At 73.3% G+C, this 17,334-nt stretch carries 16 protein-coding genes and 1 pseudogene; 6 read left to right on the top strand and 11 right to left on the bottom strand.

Annotated elements, in window-relative coordinates; all coding sequences use genetic code 11:
* Positions 1–1,336: uracil-xanthine permease family protein (locus E1211_RS01985; protein WP_132344732.1), on the bottom strand; the 1,336-nt coding region annotated here is incomplete at its 3' end.
* A 113-nt stretch (positions 1,337–1,449) separates the two neighbouring features.
* Complete coding sequence (locus E1211_RS01980) at positions 1,450–2,085, bottom strand: alpha-ketoglutarate-dependent dioxygenase AlkB (RefSeq protein WP_132344730.1); 636 nt, start codon at positions 2,083–2,085, stop codon at positions 1,450–1,452.
* 254 nt (positions 2,086–2,339) lie between these two features.
* Between E1211_RS01980 and E1211_RS01975 the strand changes: the two genes are divergently transcribed.
* Positions 2,340–2,951 (top strand): hypothetical protein, encoded by a 612-nt coding sequence (locus tag E1211_RS01975; protein ID WP_132344728.1) that lies wholly within the window; start codon positions 2,340–2,342, stop codon positions 2,949–2,951.
* 71 nt (positions 2,952–3,022) lie between these two features.
* Here E1211_RS01975 and E1211_RS01970 read toward each other — a convergent pair.
* The 6 genes and pseudogenes from E1211_RS01970 to pseB all read right to left on the bottom strand — a co-directional run.
* Positions 3,023–4,084: pseudogene (locus E1211_RS01970) on the bottom strand (PseG/SpsG family protein); the annotation flags it as partial.
* Positions 4,081–4,812 (bottom strand): cytidylyltransferase domain-containing protein, encoded by a 732-nt coding sequence (locus E1211_RS01965; RefSeq protein ID WP_132344748.1) that lies wholly within the window; start codon positions 4,810–4,812, stop codon positions 4,081–4,083. The gene E1211_RS01965 and the pseudogene E1211_RS01970, both read right to left, overlap by 4 nt.
* Positions 4,813–4,828: 16 nt before the next feature.
* Positions 4,829–6,631: a class I SAM-dependent methyltransferase gene (locus tag E1211_RS01960; RefSeq protein WP_132344726.1), complete on the bottom strand. Its 1,803-nt coding sequence runs from the start codon at positions 6,629–6,631 to the stop codon at positions 4,829–4,831.
* A complete protein-coding gene (locus tag E1211_RS01955; protein ID WP_132344723.1) occupies positions 6,621–7,463 on the bottom strand; it encodes a hypothetical protein in 843 nt (280 codons plus the stop codon). The genes E1211_RS01960 and E1211_RS01955 overlap by 11 nt, the downstream gene beginning before the upstream one ends.
* A gap of 10 nt (positions 7,464–7,473) precedes the next feature.
* Positions 7,474–8,625, bottom strand: a complete 1,152-nt coding sequence (locus E1211_RS01950) for a DegT/DnrJ/EryC1/StrS aminotransferase family protein (protein ID WP_132344721.1) — start codon at positions 8,623–8,625, stop codon at positions 7,474–7,476.
* A gap of 5 nt (positions 8,626–8,630) precedes the next feature.
* Positions 8,631–9,611, bottom strand: a complete 981-nt coding sequence (gene pseB, locus E1211_RS01945; protein WP_132344719.1) for a UDP-N-acetylglucosamine 4,6-dehydratase (inverting) — start codon at positions 9,609–9,611, stop codon at positions 8,631–8,633.
* 242 nt (positions 9,612–9,853) lie between these two features.
* Between pseB and E1211_RS01940 the strand changes: the two genes are divergently transcribed.
* From E1211_RS01940 to E1211_RS01920, 5 genes are read left to right on the top strand one after another with little or no spacing between them, the layout of a single operon-like run.
* The gene (locus E1211_RS01940) at positions 9,854–10,096 is read left to right on the top strand and encodes an acyl carrier protein (protein WP_132344718.1); all 243 of its coding nucleotides are present in this window, start codon (positions 9,854–9,856) and stop codon (positions 10,094–10,096) included.
* Positions 10,077–10,841, top strand: coding sequence for an SDR family NAD(P)-dependent oxidoreductase (locus E1211_RS01935; protein ID WP_132344716.1), 765 nt, complete (start codon positions 10,077–10,079; stop codon positions 10,839–10,841). The genes E1211_RS01940 and E1211_RS01935 overlap by 20 nt, the downstream gene beginning before the upstream one ends.
* Positions 10,838–12,235 (top strand): AMP-binding protein, encoded by a 1,398-nt coding sequence (locus E1211_RS01930; RefSeq protein ID WP_132344714.1) that lies wholly within the window; start codon positions 10,838–10,840, stop codon positions 12,233–12,235. Before E1211_RS01935 ends, E1211_RS01930 begins: the two co-directional genes overlap by 4 nt.
* Positions 12,229–13,275 (top strand): acyl-protein synthetase, encoded by a 1,047-nt coding sequence (locus E1211_RS01925; protein ID WP_132344712.1) that lies wholly within the window; start codon positions 12,229–12,231, stop codon positions 13,273–13,275. Before E1211_RS01930 ends, E1211_RS01925 begins: the two co-directional genes overlap by 7 nt.
* Positions 13,275–14,498, top strand: a complete 1,224-nt coding sequence (locus E1211_RS01920; RefSeq protein WP_132344710.1) for an acyl-CoA reductase — start codon at positions 13,275–13,277, stop codon at positions 14,496–14,498. The genes E1211_RS01925 and E1211_RS01920 overlap by 1 nt, the downstream gene beginning before the upstream one ends.
* A gap of 63 nt (positions 14,499–14,561) precedes the next feature.
* Here E1211_RS01920 and pseI read toward each other — a convergent pair whose 3' ends face one another.
* From pseI to E1211_RS01905, 3 genes are read right to left on the bottom strand one after another with little or no spacing between them, the layout of a single operon-like run.
* Positions 14,562–15,608 carry a pseudaminic acid synthase gene (gene pseI / locus E1211_RS01915; protein ID WP_132344708.1) on the bottom strand — a complete coding sequence of 349 codons (1,047 nt, stop codon included), beginning with the start codon at positions 15,606–15,608 and terminating at the stop codon, positions 14,562–14,564.
* Positions 15,605–16,147, bottom strand: a complete 543-nt coding sequence (locus E1211_RS01910) for a GNAT family N-acetyltransferase (RefSeq protein WP_132344706.1) — start codon at positions 16,145–16,147, stop codon at positions 15,605–15,607. Before E1211_RS01910 ends, pseI begins: the two co-directional genes overlap by 4 nt.
* Entirely contained in the window at positions 16,144–17,286 is a 1,143-nt protein-coding gene (locus E1211_RS01905) for a glycosyltransferase (protein WP_132344704.1), read from the bottom strand. The genes E1211_RS01910 and E1211_RS01905 overlap by 4 nt, the downstream gene beginning before the upstream one ends.
* Positions 17,287–17,334 lie beyond the last annotated feature (48 nt).

Below are 17,334 nucleotides of genomic sequence, written 5' to 3'. Positions count from 1 at the left end.
CTAAGAGACAGGGGCGGGACTGGTCGGCGGTGCCGCGGAGGCGCGCGATCACGCGCATGCCGTGGTAGATCACCAGAGCGGCGGCGGTGCCGAGGGCGATGCCGTTGAAGGAGAGGTCGCCGGCGGTGAGGGTGTAGTTCGCCGCGCCGACGATCACCGCCACCGCAGCCGTCATCAGGTTCACCGGGTCATGGAAGTTCACCCGGTTCTCGATCCAGATCCGGGCACCGAGGATGGCGATCAGCCCGTACAACGCGGTGGTGGCACCGCCGAGCACCCCGGCCGGCACGGTGAGGATCAGCGCGCCGAACTTCGGGCTCAGCCCGAGCAGCACCGCCGTCAGGCCGGCCACCCAGTACGCGGCGGTGGAGTAGACCCGCGTCGCCGCCATCACGCCGATGTTCTCCGCGTACGTGGTGGTGCCGGAGCCCCCGGCCGAACCGGCCAGGACGGTGGCGAGCCCGTCGCCCAGGAACGCCCGGCCCATGTCCCGGTCGAGGTTGCGGCCGGTCATCGCGGCGACCGCCTTCACGTGCCCGGCGTTCTCCGCGATCAGCACGAGGATCACCGGAATGACCAGCACCACGGCCCGCAGGCTGAAGCTGGGCGCGTGGAAGTCGGGCAACCCGACCCAGGCGGCCTCCCGCAACCCGCTGACCGCCGCCGGATCCAGCTCGCCGAGCGCGGCGGCGAGCAGCCAGCCGACCAGCACACCGAGCAGGATGGAGAGTCGGGCCAGGAAACCGCGGAAGAGCACGGTGGCGAGGAGGACGGCGGCGAGGGTCACCACCGCGATGAGCGGCTGGGCCTTCACCCCGGTGCCGGCGCCGCCACCGTCCCAGGCGACCGGGGCCAGGTTGAGCCCGATCAGCGCGACGATCGCGCCGGTGACCACCGGCGGCATCAGCGCGTCGATCCAGCGCGACCCGGCGAGCTGCACGACGACGCCGACCAGCGCCAGCGCCGCCCCGGCGACGACGATGCCGCCGAGGGCGGGGCCGAGGTCGCCACCGGCCTTCGCCGCCAGCACCGGCGCGATGAAGGCGAACGACGAGCCGAGGTACGACGGCAGCCGGTTACCGGTGATCAGCAGGAAGAGCAGGGTGCCCAGCCCGGAGAAGAAGAGCGTGGTCGCCGGGGGGAATCCGGTGATCAACGGCACCGTGAAGGTCGCGCCGAACATGGCCACCACGTGCTGGACACCGATGCCGAACGTCCGGGGCCAGGAGAGCCGTTCGTCGGGGTGGACCACGTCGCCGGGGCGTACGGAGCGTCCGTCGCCGTGCAGGGACCAGGCGGACCAGCGCGAACGCGGCTCTGGGTGGGGTCGGGTCATCGGCACACCCTCCGTTCGTCGATGTGACGGGGGCGTGAACGACCCTGGACGTTTCTAGCAGAAGTGAGGGCGCCCCGCGGTGGTGGGCGTGACGGTCGCGCAGGTGCGGACGGTCAGGCGACTCCGGCCGGCCGGAACTGCACACTCACCCGGGGGCCGACCGGCCGGCTGGTCTTCGGCACGGCGTGCTCCCAGGTGCGCTGGCAGGAGCCCCCCATCACCACCAGGTCGCCGTGGCCGAGCGGGAAGCGCAGGCTGGCGCCGCCGCCGCGCGGACGCAGCAGCAGCGACCGCGGTGAGCCGAAGGAGACGATCGCCACCATGGTGTCCGAGTGCGCCGAGCGGCCGTGCGTGTCGCCGTGCCAGGCGACGCTGTCCCGCCCGCTGCGGTAGAGGCACATGCCCGCGGTCACGAACGGCTCGCCGAGCTCGGCGGCGTAGTGCCGGGTGAGCGCGGTGCGCGCCTCGGTCAGCAGGGTGTGCGGCAGCGGGCGGTCGGGCCCGTACCAGCAGAGCAGGCGGGGCACGTCGACCTCGTTGTCGTACATCGTGCGACGCTCGGCCCGCCACGGCACCTCCCGCAGCAGGAGGTCGAAGATCGCGTCCGAGCCGTTCACCCAGCCGGGAAGGTGGTCGATCCAGGCACCCCGGGAGAGCTCGTGCCGGCGCAGCCGGCCGGCGATGGGGCCGAGGGACGGCTTCGCGGCGGTGAGGTCCAGCATCGACGGCTGGTAGGCGACCTCGGACATGTGGACCACCCTACCTGCCCGGTTGGAACAGGTGTGCGAGGCCGGGCATCTTGTCGCCCACCGGTCACCTGGCGCACACGTGGATGTCGCCGCACGTCGGCGGAGCCTCCCTACGGTGAGGCGGCTCCGCCCCCACCCGGCGGGCGACGCCAGGAGAAGGCGACCCGTGTCGAGCAGCTCCACCGCAGCTCCGTGGCGACCCCGCCGCCGGTTGCCCCGACGGCAGCGCCATCCCGGGACGGCGGCGCGCGGTCGTGGCGGTGCTCGTGCTGGTCGTCGCCTGGATCGTGCCCCTGCTGGCGTACGCGCTGAACCTGGCCGGGCTGCTGCCGCCGCTGGTGCTGGTGCTGACCGCCGCGCTGCTGCGGGTCGGGCGCACCTTGCTGGACCGGCTGGTGCTCGCGGCGGCACTGCTGCTCGGCGCGATCTGCGCCGCCGGACTGATCTTCTCGTACTGGCCGTGGGGCCTGCACCCGGTGCCCGTGGCGGGCGCCGCGTTGACCGTGCTGCTCGGCTACGCCCTGGTCACCGGAGTCCGACCCCGCCTGCCGCGGCCGACGGCCGCCGCCCTCGCGCCGGTGCTCGCCGCGGTCCTCGCGACGCTCGCCCTCGCCTGGCCGTACCTGCGCGCGGACGGGCTGGCCGGACGGCTGGCGTACGCGATGACCGGCGAGGACAACAGCCGGCACCTGGCCGCCATGGAGGGCATCCGGGCCGTCGGCGGCTACCTCTTCGCGCACTCGGACGCGGCGGCCCGGCGCTGGCGGCGTACGCCCTGCTGGTGCTGGCGGTGGTCTGGGCCGCCGGTCGGCTCGCCGGGCGGCTGCTGGACCCGGTCCGGGCCTTCGTCCTGGCCGGCGTGGTGACCGCGCTCGCCCTCGGCTCCGAGCTGACCCGGTTCGTGGTCTACGGCTACCCCAGTGGGCTGCGGTTGCCGGTGTGGCGCCGGTACGCCGGCGGCGGTGAGGCGGGCCAGGACGGCGTCGGCAACCCGGCCCCGCCCGCGACCGTCCACCACCGTCCAGGCCCGCCCGGCCAGTTCGGCGCGCCCCGACGGAGAGGTGAGCAGATCGGAGAGGACCTGGCCGGCCAGCGCGCGGGCCGCCTGCCCCGCCGCCGAGTCCGCGGTGAGCTCCGGGAGCACACCGACGCCGGCGACCAGCCCGTGCTCCACCACCCGGTGGTACGACTCCCGCTGGTTCTCCACCACGCAGACCAGCGCCGCGGGCGCACCGAGACAGCACAACTCCCAGGTGGAGGTGCCGGCGGCGCTGACCACCAGGTCCGCCGCCCGGATCAGCGCGGGTAGCGCGTCGGTGGGTGGGATCGGATGCAGCGCCTGACCGTGCCCCCGCGGCACCTCGGCCAGCTCCGCGCCGATCTCCGGGCGTCCGACGACGACGGTGAGCTCCATCGGCAGTCCGGTCCCGAAGAGGAGCCGGGCCAGCACCGGGGCCGCCCCGGCCGCGTCGGTGCCGCCGAAGAAGGCGAGGACCCGGGGGAGCGTCGGCGCGGCGACCGGCCGGGGGGCCGGTGGCCGGGCCGCCACCACCGAGTCGCGAAGCAGGGCGAACTCGGCGCCGGCCAGCAGCCGGGACGCCGGGGCGTCGATCCGCGTGCCGAAGTTCTGGTCGAGGTAGAGGTCGGCGTCCTGGCCCCGGGTGTCACCGTCGACCACCGCGAGCGTGACCACGCCGGCGGCCCGCAGCGCTCCCGCTCCGGCCGGGTCCAGCTCGTACGAGTCGAGGACCATGACGTCCAACCGGTGCCGGCGGGCCGTCTCGACCAGCTCGGCCGGGGTCTGCGGTCCCGGGTGCAGCGGCACGCCGCGCGCCGCGAGCTGCGCGGCGGCCCAGGCGACCGACTCGACCGAACCGAACATCTCGACCCGGGCGCCGCGGGCGAGGAACTCCTCGCCGAGCGCGAGGGAGCGGACCAGGTGGCCGACGCCCCGCTGGGGCCCGGCGTCGCAGCGGAGTCCGACACGCACGGTTCTCAGGACTCCTCCAACCGCTTCTGGCGTACGTCGGCGTTGATCGCGCGCAGCGCCGGCTGCCCGTCGAGCCAGTCGGCGAGCTTGGCCAGCGGCACGCTGACGTCACCGAAGTGGTCGACGACCGCCCGGAGCAGGGCCCAGTCCTGCTCGGTGTCGAGCGTGAGCCGCAGCCCGGACCGGTCCGGGGTGAGGGTGACCCCGAGCACCCGGAACAGCTCCGGGTGGGTGTACGCGTACGAGGTGACGTGCACCCGGTGATGGTCGGTGGCGAGCCGGTGGAGCGTCCGCAGCGCCTCGGCGCGGATGATCTCCACGTCCAGCCCGCGCGGCAGCGTACGCGCGATCGAGGTGCTGGCGTAGTCGAGCCCCGGCACCGCCCGGTAGACCGACGCCACCGTCGTGATGATCTCCGGGTCGAGCAGCGGGCAGTCGGCGGTGAACCGCATGACCGCGTCCCCGGGATGAGCGTCGAGCGCGCCGACGAACCGGCTCAGCACGTCGTCGACCGGGCCCCGGTGGCACGGCACAGCGAGCCGCTCGCACTCGGCGGCCACCGCGTCGTCCACCGGGTCGGTGCTGGTCGCCACCACGAGGTCGGCGAGCACCCCGCTGTCCCGGGCGGCGCGGACCACCCGGCCCAGCACGCTGCGGCCCGCCAGCGGGCGCAACACCTTACCCGGCAGCCGGGACGAGCCCATCCGGGCCTGGACGATTCCCACGATCCGCATCAGCGGCACCTCCACCCGTTCACTGCCCCTCCTGCGGCTTGGGCGCCAGCACGTCACGGACGCGACGCTTGGCCGCGCGGGCCCCGCGCCGGGCCAGCCGGGCCGGGGTGACGGCGAACCTTCCCACCTGGTAGCTCACCGAGCCGCTGAGCAGATTGATCTTCACCTCGGCCCGGCGCAGCGCCCGTTCGCGCGAGGTGAGCAGCTCCTCGGTCCACCTCAGCAGCGCCGTGAGCCGGGTCAGTTCCTCGCGCTGGCGCCGCCACGCCTCGTGTAGCTGCTGGTAGCTGCGGGGTCCGGCCGGCGGGTCGGTCGGCTCGACCGCCCGCAGCTCGGTCAGGAGCACGCCCCGTCCCTCGTTGTCCAGCCCGCGCACCGCCGCGGTCACGGCGGCCTCGGTCTCCACCGCCGCCGACACGGTCTCCCGGGACAGGTCGTGGCCGGCCACCCCGCCCAGCACCACGGTGAGCCCCGCGATGTCGAGCGTGGACGGCCACGGGTGGGCGTACCCGCCGGTGACCAGTGTGGTGGCGAACCGCCGCAGCCCGCGGGCGAGCACCACCTCCGTGTTCAGCGGCGCCGTGACCTGCCAGCTCGGGTCGAGCAGCGTGTACCCGCCGTCGGTGCGCAGCACGTTGTCGACGGTCGCCAGCGCCACCGCGCCACCGAGCTCCCCGTCCGCGCCGGCCTGCCCGGCCAGCCATTCCGCGTACCCGCGCAGCAGTCGGCGCAGCCCGTCCAGGTCGCGGCGCAGGGCGGCGTCGAGCAGCAGCGTACGCAGCAGCCGTCCCTGCGGCACCGGCTGACCGTCGAGCGTGGTCAGGTCGCGGCAGGCCACCTCGCGGGTCGCGAAGGGCGCTGCCGGCGTCTCGCTGCGAGCGGTCGACGTCACCTGCCACCGCCACCCCTGCGGGCCGGCGACCACCTCCAGCACGTCCCCGCCGGGTCCGGTCTGCAAGAGCGCCACCGGCAGCGCGGCCGACGGCCCGGACGCCGGCTCCTTGGTGGCGAGCACGACCCAGCCCGGGGCCAGCGCGGCGCCGAGCCCGGCGTGCAGCGCGTCCACGGCGAGCCGGGCGGGGTCCTGCAGCACGGTGGCGGCGGCGAAGCCGTTGCCGCCGACGTCGTGCAGCACCGCGTCGAAGAGCCCGCACGTCGCGCCGCCGGCCAGTTCGTCGGCGTCGATCAGGGCCCGCGCGCCGGCGTCCGGGTACGCCGCGAAGCAGGCGTCCGGGCGCAGGCCGGCCCCGGCCAGGCGGTCGCGCAGCTGATCCCGGTTCGCCGGATGATCGATGTCCAGGACGCCGGTGACGGACCAGGCGGCGTCGTCCCGCCGGGCGTACCAGGGGTCGGTGTCGACCAGCCGGCGCAGCCCCATCGGGTTCTCCGCCCACAGCAGCAGGGTGCCGCCGGGCCGCAGTACGCGGGTGAGCCGGTCGAGGACCCCACCCCAGCCCAGCCGCGCGCCCTCCACCGACTCGATCGGGTCGAGCCCGGCCCCGGCGATCACCACGTCGAACCGCTCCTCGTCGCCGAGGCCGGCGGGGCCGCCCACCACCACCCGGGCGGCGCGCGGGGCCAGAGCCGCCCCGTCGGGGTAGCCGCGCAGCAGGCAGGTCACCTCCGCGTGCGCGAGCCGGTCGAGCAACGCCGGGTCGTGCGGCCCGGCGACCAGCACGGAGGCTCCGGCCGGTACGACCCGCGCCGCCAGCACCGCCAGTGCTCCTGCCGTGACCGGACGGTCCTCCGGCAGGTCCGACCAGGTCAGCATCTCCCCGCCCGGGAGGACGATCCGGTCGGCCGGTGCCGTTTCAGTGGTCAACTGGTTCCTCCTGGAGGTTCGCCCAGCCGAGCAGCTCACGCAGCTCGGCCGGCGTGCAGCGGTGGTCGGTGCCCAACTCGTCCCGGGCGATCGCGACGGCGGTCGGGAGGTCGACCGACGCCCCGTGCAGCTCCGGCCACTGCCGGCGGATCCGGGCGGTACCGCCGAAGGTGGGGTCCTCGTCGGCGAGCACCATCGGGTCGCCGTACACGGCCGGCTCGCAGCCCGCCGCGATGCCGTAGAAGATCGCGCTGGTCAGCCGGTTCGAGGCCACCCGGCGGTGCCGGCGCAGCTCGACGAGCTGCTTGTCGAGGAAGTACGGGTCGGTGTCCTTCCACCAGTGCCCCCGGTAACCGTGGCAGATCACTCGGAAACCGGCGTTCTCGTAGAGCCGCCGGACCTTGCGCATGCCGTACTCGTGCCAGTAGAGGCAGACGGTCACCGGGCCCGGCTCGGTCTCCCGGATCAGGGTGATCAGCTTCTTGTGGTCGCCGTGGACGTGCTGCCCCTCCCAGCCGTGGAACGGGTACCAGATGGTGCCCTGCCGCTCCTCGGCCGGCGGGTCGCCCGGCTCCATGGCCAGCAGGTACGCGAAGGGCGCACCGATGACGGCGACGTTGCGCCGCCCCACGGACCAGGCACGCCGCCGGGTCTGCTCGGACCAGAGCAGGCTCGGGGTGCGCTCGGCGTACGGGTGGCCGGGGGCCAGCCCGTCACCGATGTTCCACCCGTGCTGGACGTAACCGTTGATCCGCGGCGGGTGCCCGGTGCCCAGCCCCGCGTAGCGGGCCAGCACGTGGGCGTGGCCGTAGAAGTGGTTGGCGTGGTGCATCAGCGTCCCATCAGGCGGCGGCGGGCCGCGCCGTCCGCCCCCGCAGCGCCGCGGCGAGCGCGTCGACGACTCGCTCCTGGTCGACGTCGCTCAGGGTCGGGTAGAGCGGCAGCGAGAGTTCCTGGGCGTAGAACGACTCAGCCACCGGGCAGGACCCGCGCCGGTAGCCGAGGTCGGCGAAGGCCGGGTGCCAGTGCACCGGAATGTAGTTCACCTGCACGCCGATGCCCGCCGCACGCATCCGGTCGTACACCTCGCGGCGGCGTCCGTCGAGGATCCGGACCGGGTAGAGGTGCCACGCCGGCCGCGCCCAGGAGCGCCGGCCCGGGGTGAGTACGCCGGGCAGGTCCGCCAGGGCCTCGTCGTAGCGGGCGACCAGCTCGGCCCGCCGGGCGAGGAAGCCGTCGAGCCGGCGCAGCTGGCTGCGGCCCAGCGCGCAGAGCACGTCCGGCAGCCGGTAGTTCAGCCCGAACTCGTGCACCTCCTGGTGCCAGCCACCCTCGTCCGGCCAGCGCTGCTCGTCGCGGTCGCGGACCAACCCGATGTTGCGGAACCGGCGGGCCCGCTCCAGCAGCCGCGGGTCGGTGGCGGCGACCGCGCCTCCCTCGGCCGTGGTGAGGTTCTTGGTGGGGAAGAAGGAGAACGTGGTCAGGTCGGCGAGCGTACCGACCGGCCGGTCCCGGTAGGTGGCCCCGATCGAGTGCGCGGCGTCGGCGAGCAGCAGCGCGTCCGAGCCATCCATGGCGGTTCGCAGGGCGTCGTAGTCGGCCGGGTGGCCGGCGTAGTCGACAGCCGAGACGACCCGGGTACGCGACGTGGTGGCGGCGGCGACCGCGGCCGGATCGAGGGTGAAGGTCTCCTCCTCGACGTCGGCGAACACGATCTTCGCGCCGAGCGCGACAGCGCTGCTGGCCGTCGCGACGAACGTCATCGGCGGGACGACGACCTCGTCGCCGGGTCCCACGCCGGCCGCCGCGTACGCGACGTGCAGCGCCGCGGTGCCGTTGGAGACGGCGGCGCACCCGACCCCACCGGCCCACTCGGCCAGATCGGCCTCGAAGCCGTCGACCTGTGGACCGGTGGTGAGCCAGTCGCTGCGCAGGGCGGCGACGACTGCTTCGACGTCGTCCTCGGTGATCGACTGCCGGCCGTACGGGAGCATCGCCATCACTGTTCGTCGAGAACGTGGCGGAGCTGCTCGACGCTGAGCCACTCGTCGTTGCTGTCCGACCGGTACGCGAAGTTGTCCGGCACCGGCTCGCAGTCGGCCGGCGGCTGGTAGCCCCAGGTGGCGATCGTCGGCTGGACGATGAACCGGTCCGGGGCGCGCAGCGTCCGGCGGCTGTCGTCCAGGGAGATCATCTCCTCGTGGAGCTTCTCGCCGGGGCGGATGCCGACCTCGTGGGTGGTGGCGTCCGGGGCGACCGCCTCGACCAGGTCGAGGATCCGCATGCTCGGGATCCGCGGGACGAAGAGCTCGCCGCCCTGCATCTGGTCGAACGAGTCGACGACGAACTGGACGGCCTGCGGCAGGGTGATCCAGAAGCGGGTCATCCGCTTGTCCGTGATCGGCAGGCTCTTGCCCTCGGCGGCCAGCCTGCGGAAGAGCGGGACCACCGAGCCGCGGCTGCCGACCACGTTGCCGTACCGCACCACGGCGAACCGGGTCGGGTGGTGGGCGGCGTAGTGGTTCGCGGAGATGAACAGCTTGTCGCCGACGAGCTTGGTGGCGCCGTACAGGTTGATCGGGCTGGACGCCTTGTCGGTGGAGAGCGCGATGACCTTCTTCACGCCCGCCTCGATGGCGGCGTCGACGACGTGCTGGCAGCCGGTGATGTTGGTGGCGATGAACTCCGAGGGGTTGTACTCGGCGGTGTCCACCTGCTTGAGCGCCGCCGCGTGCACGACGTGGTCCACCCCGTGCATGGCCCGGGTCAGCCGGTGCCGGTCCCGGATGTCGCCGATGAACCAGCGCAGCCGCGGGTCGTCGCCCAACTGCTGGCGCAGCTCGTACTGCTTGAGTTCGTCACGGGAGAAGACCACGACCCGGGCCGGGTCGTCCTCGGCGAGGACGTGCCGGAGGAAGGCCTTCCCGAAGGAACCCGTTCCCCCGGTGATCAGAATGGAGGACCCATTCAGCTCTTTCAATTGCTTCTCCCGCGGTCGTGGTGGCTTGCGGTCGGCGCCCGGCTGACGGAACGGATCGTGACGGTAGGCCCGTTGGGTTAATACGCCAACGCACTCCCGTTAACTGCCGTCGCGGGCAGGGTGAATGCGGAATGCCGTCCAGGCGAACATCTCCTGTGTATTCCAGCGCAGATGGTGAGCTCCCGGACCTCGGCTACACTCGGCCGGCACGCGTGGTCGTGCTAGCTGTCAGGGAGGAAAAAATGGAACTGCAGCGACTGAGGACCGTCTTTCGAACCGCCCTGGAACTGCCCGAGGACGCTGAGGTGGAGAGTTTGGAATATCGCGGAATCGAGCGGTGGGACTCGCTCGCGCACATGTCGCTCGTCGCCGCGATCGAGGACGATTTCGGTGTCATGTTGGACACCGATGAGGTTATCGATCTGAGTTCCTTCGACCGCGCGCGACAGATTTTGGAGAAGCACGGTGTCGTCCTCACCGACTGATCCGGCTGATTCGGCGGCCGTGTCCCGCCGGGTCCTCGTCACCGGCTCGACCCGGGGCATCGGGCGGGCCGTCGCGTGGCGGCTCGCGGAGCAGGGCTACCGGGTCGCCGTGCACGGCCGGCTCCCCGGCCCGGCCGAGGAGTTGGCCGCCGCCTTGCCGGGCGGGCCGCACCTGGCGGTGCACGGCGACGTCGCGGACCCGGAGCGGATCCGCGCGCTGAACCGCGTCCTGTTCGAGAGCTGGCGTGGCCTCGACGCGCTGGTCGTGAACGCGGGCACGCACGCCGCGGGCCTGCTCGGCACCGTGTCCGACGACACGGTCAGCCGACTCTTCGCGGTCAACGCCGCCGGCGCCGTGCACACCCTCCAGCAGGGCGCGCGGCTGCTGCGTCGCGGCAGCCAGCCGGCCGCGGTGCTCACCGCGTCCCTGGTCGGCTCCGCCGGGGTGCCCGGCCAGACGGCGTACGCCGCCAGCAAGGCCTCCGTCGAGGGGCTGACCCGGGCCGCGGCGAAGGAGCTCGGCCCGGCGGGCGTACGCGTCAACGCCGTCGCCCCCGGCTTCATCCGCACCGATCTCCTCGCCGACCTCGACGAGGCCGGCCGGCAGGCCCGCGCCGATGCCACCCCGCTGCGCCGGCTCGGTGAGCCGGAGGAGGTCGCCGACGTGGTCGCGTTCCTGCTCTCCCCGGCGGCCGGTTTCGTCACCGGCCAGGTCATCGGGGTGGACGGCGGGCTGACGGTGTGAACAGTCTGCTGCATCCCGACGCCGGCCTGGTCGACGCCGCCACCGGCCGGCGGCTCGTCGGCGCGGACCTCGCCGCCCGGGTCGCCGACCTCGCGGCGCTGCTCGACGCCGAACCGCCCGGGTTGGTCTTCGCCACCGCCGCCACCGAAATCGACGCGGTGCTACGCCTCCTCGCCGTCTGGCAGGCGAATCGACCTGTCGCGCTGCTCGATCCGCAGATCACCCCGGCCGTGCTGGGGGACCTGGTCGACCGGTTCCGCCCGGCCCTGCTGCTGAACCACCCGACGCCGGTCGACGGATTCCGGCCGGCCGCCGCCGGGCTCGGCACGGCCTGGCGGGCCCTCGCGCCCGACGGCGGTCCACTCCACCCCGATCTGGGGTTGCTGCTCAACACCTCCGGCTCGACCGGCAATCCGAAGCTGGTGCGGCTGTCCCGATCCGCCATGCACGCCAACGCCGCGGCGATCGCCACCGCGCTCGGGCTCGACGGCGACGAGGTCGCCCCGACCACGCTGCCGCTGCACTACGCCTATGGGCTCTCGGTGCTCACGAGCCATCTGCACGTCGGCGCCACCGTGCTGCTGGAACGCGGCGGGCTCACCTCCCGGGACTTCTGGACGGCGGCCGGCCGGTACGGCGTCACCTCGCTGGCCGCCGTGCCCTACCAGTACGAGATGCTGCGCCGGCTGCGCTTCGCTCCGGCCCGGCACCCCCGGCTGCGGACGCTCACCCAGGCCGGCGGGCGGCTGCACCCGGACCTGGTGGCCGACTTCCACGGTCGGATGGCGGAGGTGGGCGGCCGGTTCTTCGTGATGTACGGGCAGACCGAGGCGACCGCGCGGATGACCGTCCTGCCGGCCGACCGCCTGCCGGAAAAGCTCGGCTCGGTGGGTCTGCCGGTACCCGGCGGAGCGCTCTCGATCCGGGCCGAGGACGGCGCGGAGACCACGACGCCGGACCGGGTCGGCGAGATCGTCTACCGGGGACCCAACGTGATGATGGGCTACGCGGAGACCGATGCCGACCTCGCCCGGCCGGACGAGCTGGGCGGCGTGCTCGCCACCGGTGACCTGGGCCGGTTGGACGCCGACGGCTTCCTCTTCGTCACCGGCCGGATCAAGCGGATCGCCAAGGTGTTCGGCGTACGGGTCAACCTGGACGACGTCGAGCGGTCGCTGGGCCACCACGGCCCGGTCGCCGCGGTGGCCGGGGCGGACCGGCTGGTGGTGGTGGTCGAGGGCGACGACGACCCGGACCGGCTCGCCCGGATCCGGGCCGAGGCGGCGTCGGCGCTCGGTACCCACGCGTCCGGCGTGCAGGTGCGCGGCGTCGACGCCCTGCCGTTGACGCCCAGCGGCAAGCCCGACTACCGCGTGCTGGAGGCACAGTGCTGACCGAAGTGTTCACCCTCCGCCAGGCGGAGAAGGAGGCCCGGCTGCGCGACGAGCTCGTGGAGCTGGTCGCGCACCACCGGCGCAACTGCCCGCCGTACGACCAGATCCTGGCCGCGCTCGGCGCGGAGCGGGAGCCGGCGACGCTGGCCGACCTGCCCTGGCTGCCGGTACGGCTGTTCAAAACCCGCAAGCTGGCGAGCGTCCCGGACGACCAGGTGATCCGGGTGCTCACCTCCAGCGGCACCACCGGTGACGTGAGCCGGATCCATCTGGACCGGGAGGCAGCCGCCACCCAGTCCCGGATGCTGGCCCGTACGCTCGGCACGGTGCTCGGCCCACGGCGGCTGCCGATGGTCGTGGTGGACCGGTCCGGTGTGGTCGGCGACCGCCGCTCCTACTCCGCCCGGGGAGCCGGCGCGCTCGGCATGGTGAACTTCGGCCGGGACCACCTCTGGCTGCTCGACGCCGACGACCGTCCCGACGTGGCCGCGCTGAAGGACTTCCTGGCCCGGCACGGCGACGCGCCGTTCCTGATCTTCGGCTTCACGTTCATGGTCTGGCGTTACCTCTACGAGGTCGCGCGGGACCACGGTCTCGACCTGTCCCAGGGCATCCTGGTGCACTCCGGGGGCTGGAAGAAGCTCGTCGACCAGGCTGTGGACAACGCCGAGTTCCGTCGCCGTCTCGGCGCGGACACCGGACTCACCAGGATCCACAACTTCTACGGCATGGTAGAGCAGATCGGCACGGTGTTCCTGGAGGGGCCGGACGGCGGTTCGCTCTACTGCCCCGACTTCGCCGACGTCATCATCCGTGACCCGGTGACCTGGCAGGAGGCGCCGGTCGGCAGGCCCGGCCTCATCGAGGTGATCAGCAACCTGCCCACCTCGTACCCGGGCAACGTGCTGCTCACCGAGGACCTCGGGGTCGTGCACGGGGTGGACGACGGGCACTGGCCGGGCAAGCGGTTCGGCGTCCTCGGCCGGCTGCCCCGGGCCGAGGCGCGGGGCTGCAGCGACACCTACCCCGGAGGCCGATGATGACGGTACGGATGCGCTTCCCCGCCGGCCCCGAGCTGCCGATCGACGAGGTCCTGCCGCCGGACGGCGAGACGCCGCTCGCCGTGGGCGACGAGCGGATCGTCGACTTCCTGACGCTGGTCGCCCGGCGACTGCTCGCCCCTGCCCTGGCCCGGCGGCACCCGGAGCTCGGTTCGCTCGGTTTCTTCCTGCGCCGCCGGGAGCTGCTGCGCGCTGTCGAACGGCTGCACGGGGCACTCGACCCGCAGGACCTGGCCTTCCCCCGGGGCACGGTGTTCCACATTCCACCCGCCAACGTAGACACCATTTTCGTCTACTCCTGGGCGCTCTCGGCGCTCGCCGGCAACGTCAACGTCGTCCGGGTCTCGCCCCGCTCCGCGGCTGCGGCCGAGACGATCCTCGAGGTGTTGAACGACAGCCTCGCCGAGGCCGACCCAGTCGTCGCCCGTACCCAGCGCATGATCACGTACGGGCACGACGACGAGGTGACGGCCCGGCTCAGCGCTGCCTGCGACGTACGGGTCGTGTGGGGCGGTGACCGGGCGGTGAACGCCGTTCGCCGGCACCGCCTCGCCCCCGCGGCCCGGGACCTCACCTTCCCGGACCGCACCTCGTTCGCGGCCCTCTCCGTGGCCGGCTGGGCGGCGGCGTCGCCGAGCGCCCGGCAGGAGGCGGTGGTCAACTTCGTGAACGACGCCTACTGGTTCGACCAGGCCGCGTGCTCCTCGCCCCGGGCCGTCTTCCTGGTCGGCGACGCCCGCCGCGCCGAGGCGGTCCAGACCGAGTTCGTCGCCCTGCTCGGCGTCGCCGCCCGGGACCGGGGCTGGGAGGTCGACGCGGCGATGGCCGTGGAGAAGCGGGTCGGGGTGTACGGGCTCGCCGCCGACGGGGGTGTGACCCGGATGGCGTTCCCCGACAACCTCGTGGCGACGCTGGACCTGGCGACGCCGGCCGCCGCGCCCCGGGAGTGGCTGGGCACTGGCACCTTCGGTTTCGTGCCGGTGGCCGAGCTGGCGGGGCTGGTGTCGTTCGTGCGCCGGCAGGACCAGACGCTGACCCACTTCGGCTTCGAGGCCGAGGAGCTGCGCGAACTCGCCCGGCAGCTCGGCGGTCGGGGCATCGATCGCATCGTGCCCTTCGGGGCGGCGCTCCGGTTCGCGCCGATCTGGGACGGCTACGACCTGTTCCGCGAGTTCGTCCGGCTGGTCACCGTCGAGGCCTGAGCCGACCCCGCGAGAAAGCGACGGGCCCGGTCGGATCAGGACCGGGCCCATGGTTCTCGTACGTCAGATCAGATCCCAGGAGAGCGCCGTCCCACGCGGCACGTCCTGGGTGAAGGTCCGACCGAGCACCCGATCGATGTCGGCCGGGGGAAGTCCGCCGGCGGGCCGGATCGAGCGGACGTTCGCCGCGGTCACCGGGTCACCGGCCCGTACGTCGGCGACGACGAAGAGGGAGCGGCGGAAGCGCAACCCTTCACGCTCGGTCGGGGTGGGGCCGATGTGGGTGGTGCCGAGCGCGGCCCACGCCCGCTCCGACTCGACGGTGAGCGCGGCCAGCTCCTCCGGCTCCAGGGAGAAGTCCGAGTCGACGCCGCCGTCGGCGCGGCGCAGCGTCACGTGCTTCTCGATCAGGCAGGCGCCGAGCGCCACCGAGGCGACCGGCACGCCGATGCCCGGCGTGTGGTCGGAGAGTCCCACGGGCACGCCGAACGTGTCGGCGAGCACCGGGATCCGGCGCAGGTTGCTGTCCTGCGGCGGCGCCGGGTAGGAGGCGGTGCAGGCGAGCAGCACGATGCCCGCGGCGCCACCCTCGCGGGCGGTCTGCACGGCGGCGTCGATCTCGCCGACCGTGGCCATCCCCGTGGAGATCACCATCGGCTTGCCGGTGCTCGCCACGAGGCGGATCAGCGGCAGGTCCACCAGCTCCGACGAGGCGATCTTGTACGCCGGCACGTCCAGCTTCTCCAACAGCTCCACGGCCGTGTGGTCGAACGGCGAGGAGAAGACCGTCAGCCCGTGCCGGCGGGCCCGCTCGAAGATCGGCTCGTGCCACTCGTACGGGGTGTGCGCCCGCTCGAAGAGCTGGTAGAGGTTCTCACCGCCCCACAGTCCGTGCCCATCGGAGATCCGGAACGCCTGCGCGTCCACGTCGATGGTGATGGTGTCCGGGCGGTACGTCTGAAGCTTGAGCGCGTGCGCTCCGCTCGCCGCCACCGCGTCCACGATGGCCAACGCCCGGTCGAGGCTGCCGTTGTGGTTACCGGACATCTCGGCGACCACGAGGGGTCGCTCTCCAGGGCCGACCCGGTGCGGCCCGATGCTGACTGTCATGTTCCTCTGCTCATCTCCGTCCAGACCACCTGATGCGGCCTGCCCTCGACCTCCCGCTCGTACTGCCGCACGACGCGGAAGCCGAACCGCCGGTGCAGGGCGAGCACCGGCTGGTTGCTGGTCAACGTCTCGCCGCCGAGCGTGCGCGCCCCGAGCGTCTCGAAGGCGTACGCGATCGCCGCCCGCTCCAGGGACAGCCACGCCGGCAGCAGCTCGCCCCGCGCGTCCAGGCCGGCGACGTCGAGATAGAAGCCCCAGGTGAGGGACCGCTCCGGGGAGGTGAGGCCGGCGAAGGTGACGACCCCCGACGGGACGCCTCCGTGCCGGTGTATCAGCACCCGGCGGTCCGGGTCGACGCGGACCTTCGCCCACCAGGCGGTGTGTTCGTCCAGGCCGATCTCGTGGCTGGTCAGGCTCACACCACGGACCTGGGGGTGGTTACGCCAGTCCAGCATCCGGTGCACGTCGCCGTCGTCGGCGGGGCGGAACCCCTCGCCGGCCGCGCCGTCCTCCTCGATCCGCTCGCCGCGCTCGCTCATGCCCGCCCCGTCAGCGCGCCGGCCTGCTCCGCGTGCAGAGGTTGCCCGATCGAACCGACGGCGGCGTCGGTGTCGGCCTCCGCGTCGGCGGCGTCAGCCGGGCCACCGTCGCGCCCGCCGCGCAGCCGGCCGGTCACCCGGTGCGCCTGCCGCAGCGCCGCGTACGCCAGGTAGTCGCCCCGCCCCACCAGCCGGTGCTTGAGCCCCGGAACCCCACCGGGTAGCGCGTAGCCGTCGGTCGGCAGGTAACGGCGGTAGTGCTCGGTCACCCGGCGGAAGAAGGCCCGGCGCAGATGGGGGTGGAGCCGGTCGTCGTTGCCGGCGACCACGAGGTAGTGGTTCACCATCAGCTCGAAGAGGTCGGCCTGCAGCCGCTCGTCGGGGTGGCGCTGCCGCACCCAGTCCATCAGCCGCTCGTACTGGTCGAAGGCGTCGAAGTGCCGGCCGCTGCGGGTCGAGGTGATGGCGCCCAGCCGGCCCCGGCGGTACAGGTAGCAGACCCGGTCCAGCACCGAGATCTTCTCCGCGCCGATCAGCAGCGGGTGGCTGAACGGGATGTCCTCGTACCAGCCCGCGTGGAACCGTAGCCCCAGCTCGTCCAGGAAGGTGCGGCGGACCACCTTGTTCCAGGCGGTGTGCTGCACCCGCAGCAGCTGCGGCCGGTCGGCCAGCCGGACCACGCCCGGCACGTCACGCAGCAGGTGGCTGCTCGCGTCGACCTCCCGCCGGCCGTCCTCGTGCACCCGGAGGTGATCGAGCAGCAGCACGTCCGGTTCGTGCTGGCGAAGCCGGCCCAGCACCGCCGGGATCGTGCCCGGCGGCAGCCAGTCGTCGCTGTCGACGAACCAGACGTATCGGCCGGTCGCCACGTCGAGACCCGCGTTGCGGGCCAGCCCCAGGCCCACGTTCTGCGTCAGGTGCACGAGCCGGATGCCGGACCGGTCGGCCGCGTAGGAGCGCAGCATTTCACCGCACCGGTCCGGCGAGGCGTCGTCGACCGCGATCAGCTCGACCTGCTGCGCCTCGGCGGCCGGGATGTCGGCGCGAATCGACTCCAGGCACTGGTACAGGTATGCCTCGACGCCGTGGACGGGCACGACGAGACTCAGCAGCGGGGCGTGCGTCGGCTCGTTGACCACGCCGCCACCTTCGACCCTGCGGGTGGACGGGTCCGCAACCTCACATGA

The sequence above is a fragment of the Micromonospora sp. 15K316 genome, from assembly GCF_004348525.1.
Classification (GTDB): domain Bacteria; phylum Actinomycetota; class Actinomycetes; order Mycobacteriales; family Micromonosporaceae; genus Micromonospora.
The sequence above is the reverse complement of the archived record's forward strand: the minus strand, read 5'-3'. Positions and strand labels throughout refer to the sequence as shown.

Bases quoted from the DNA above. Each gene is read 5' to 3' on its own strand.
- E1211_RS01980 (WP_132344730.1), bottom strand. From the start codon at position 2,085: ATGTCCGAGGTCGCCTACCAGCCGTCGATGCTGGACCTCACCGCCGCG.
- E1211_RS01955 (WP_132344723.1), bottom strand. From the start codon at position 7,463: ATGCACCACGCCAACCACTTCTACGGCCACGCCCACGTGCTGGCCCGC.
- E1211_RS01950 (WP_132344721.1), bottom strand. From the start codon at position 8,625: ATGCTCCCGTACGGCCGGCAGTCGATCACCGAGGACGACGTCGAAGCA.
- E1211_RS01940 (WP_132344718.1), top strand. From the start codon at position 9,854: ATGGAACTGCAGCGACTGAGGACCGTCTTTCGAACCGCCCTGGAACTG.
- E1211_RS01920 (WP_132344710.1), top strand. From the start codon at position 13,275: ATGACGGTACGGATGCGCTTCCCCGCCGGCCCCGAGCTGCCGATCGAC.
- pseI (WP_132344708.1), bottom strand. From the start codon at position 15,608: ATGACAGTCAGCATCGGGCCGCACCGGGTCGGCCCTGGAGAGCGACCC.
- E1211_RS01910 (WP_132344706.1), bottom strand. From the start codon at position 16,147: ATGAGCGAGCGCGGCGAGCGGATCGAGGAGGACGGCGCGGCCGGCGAG.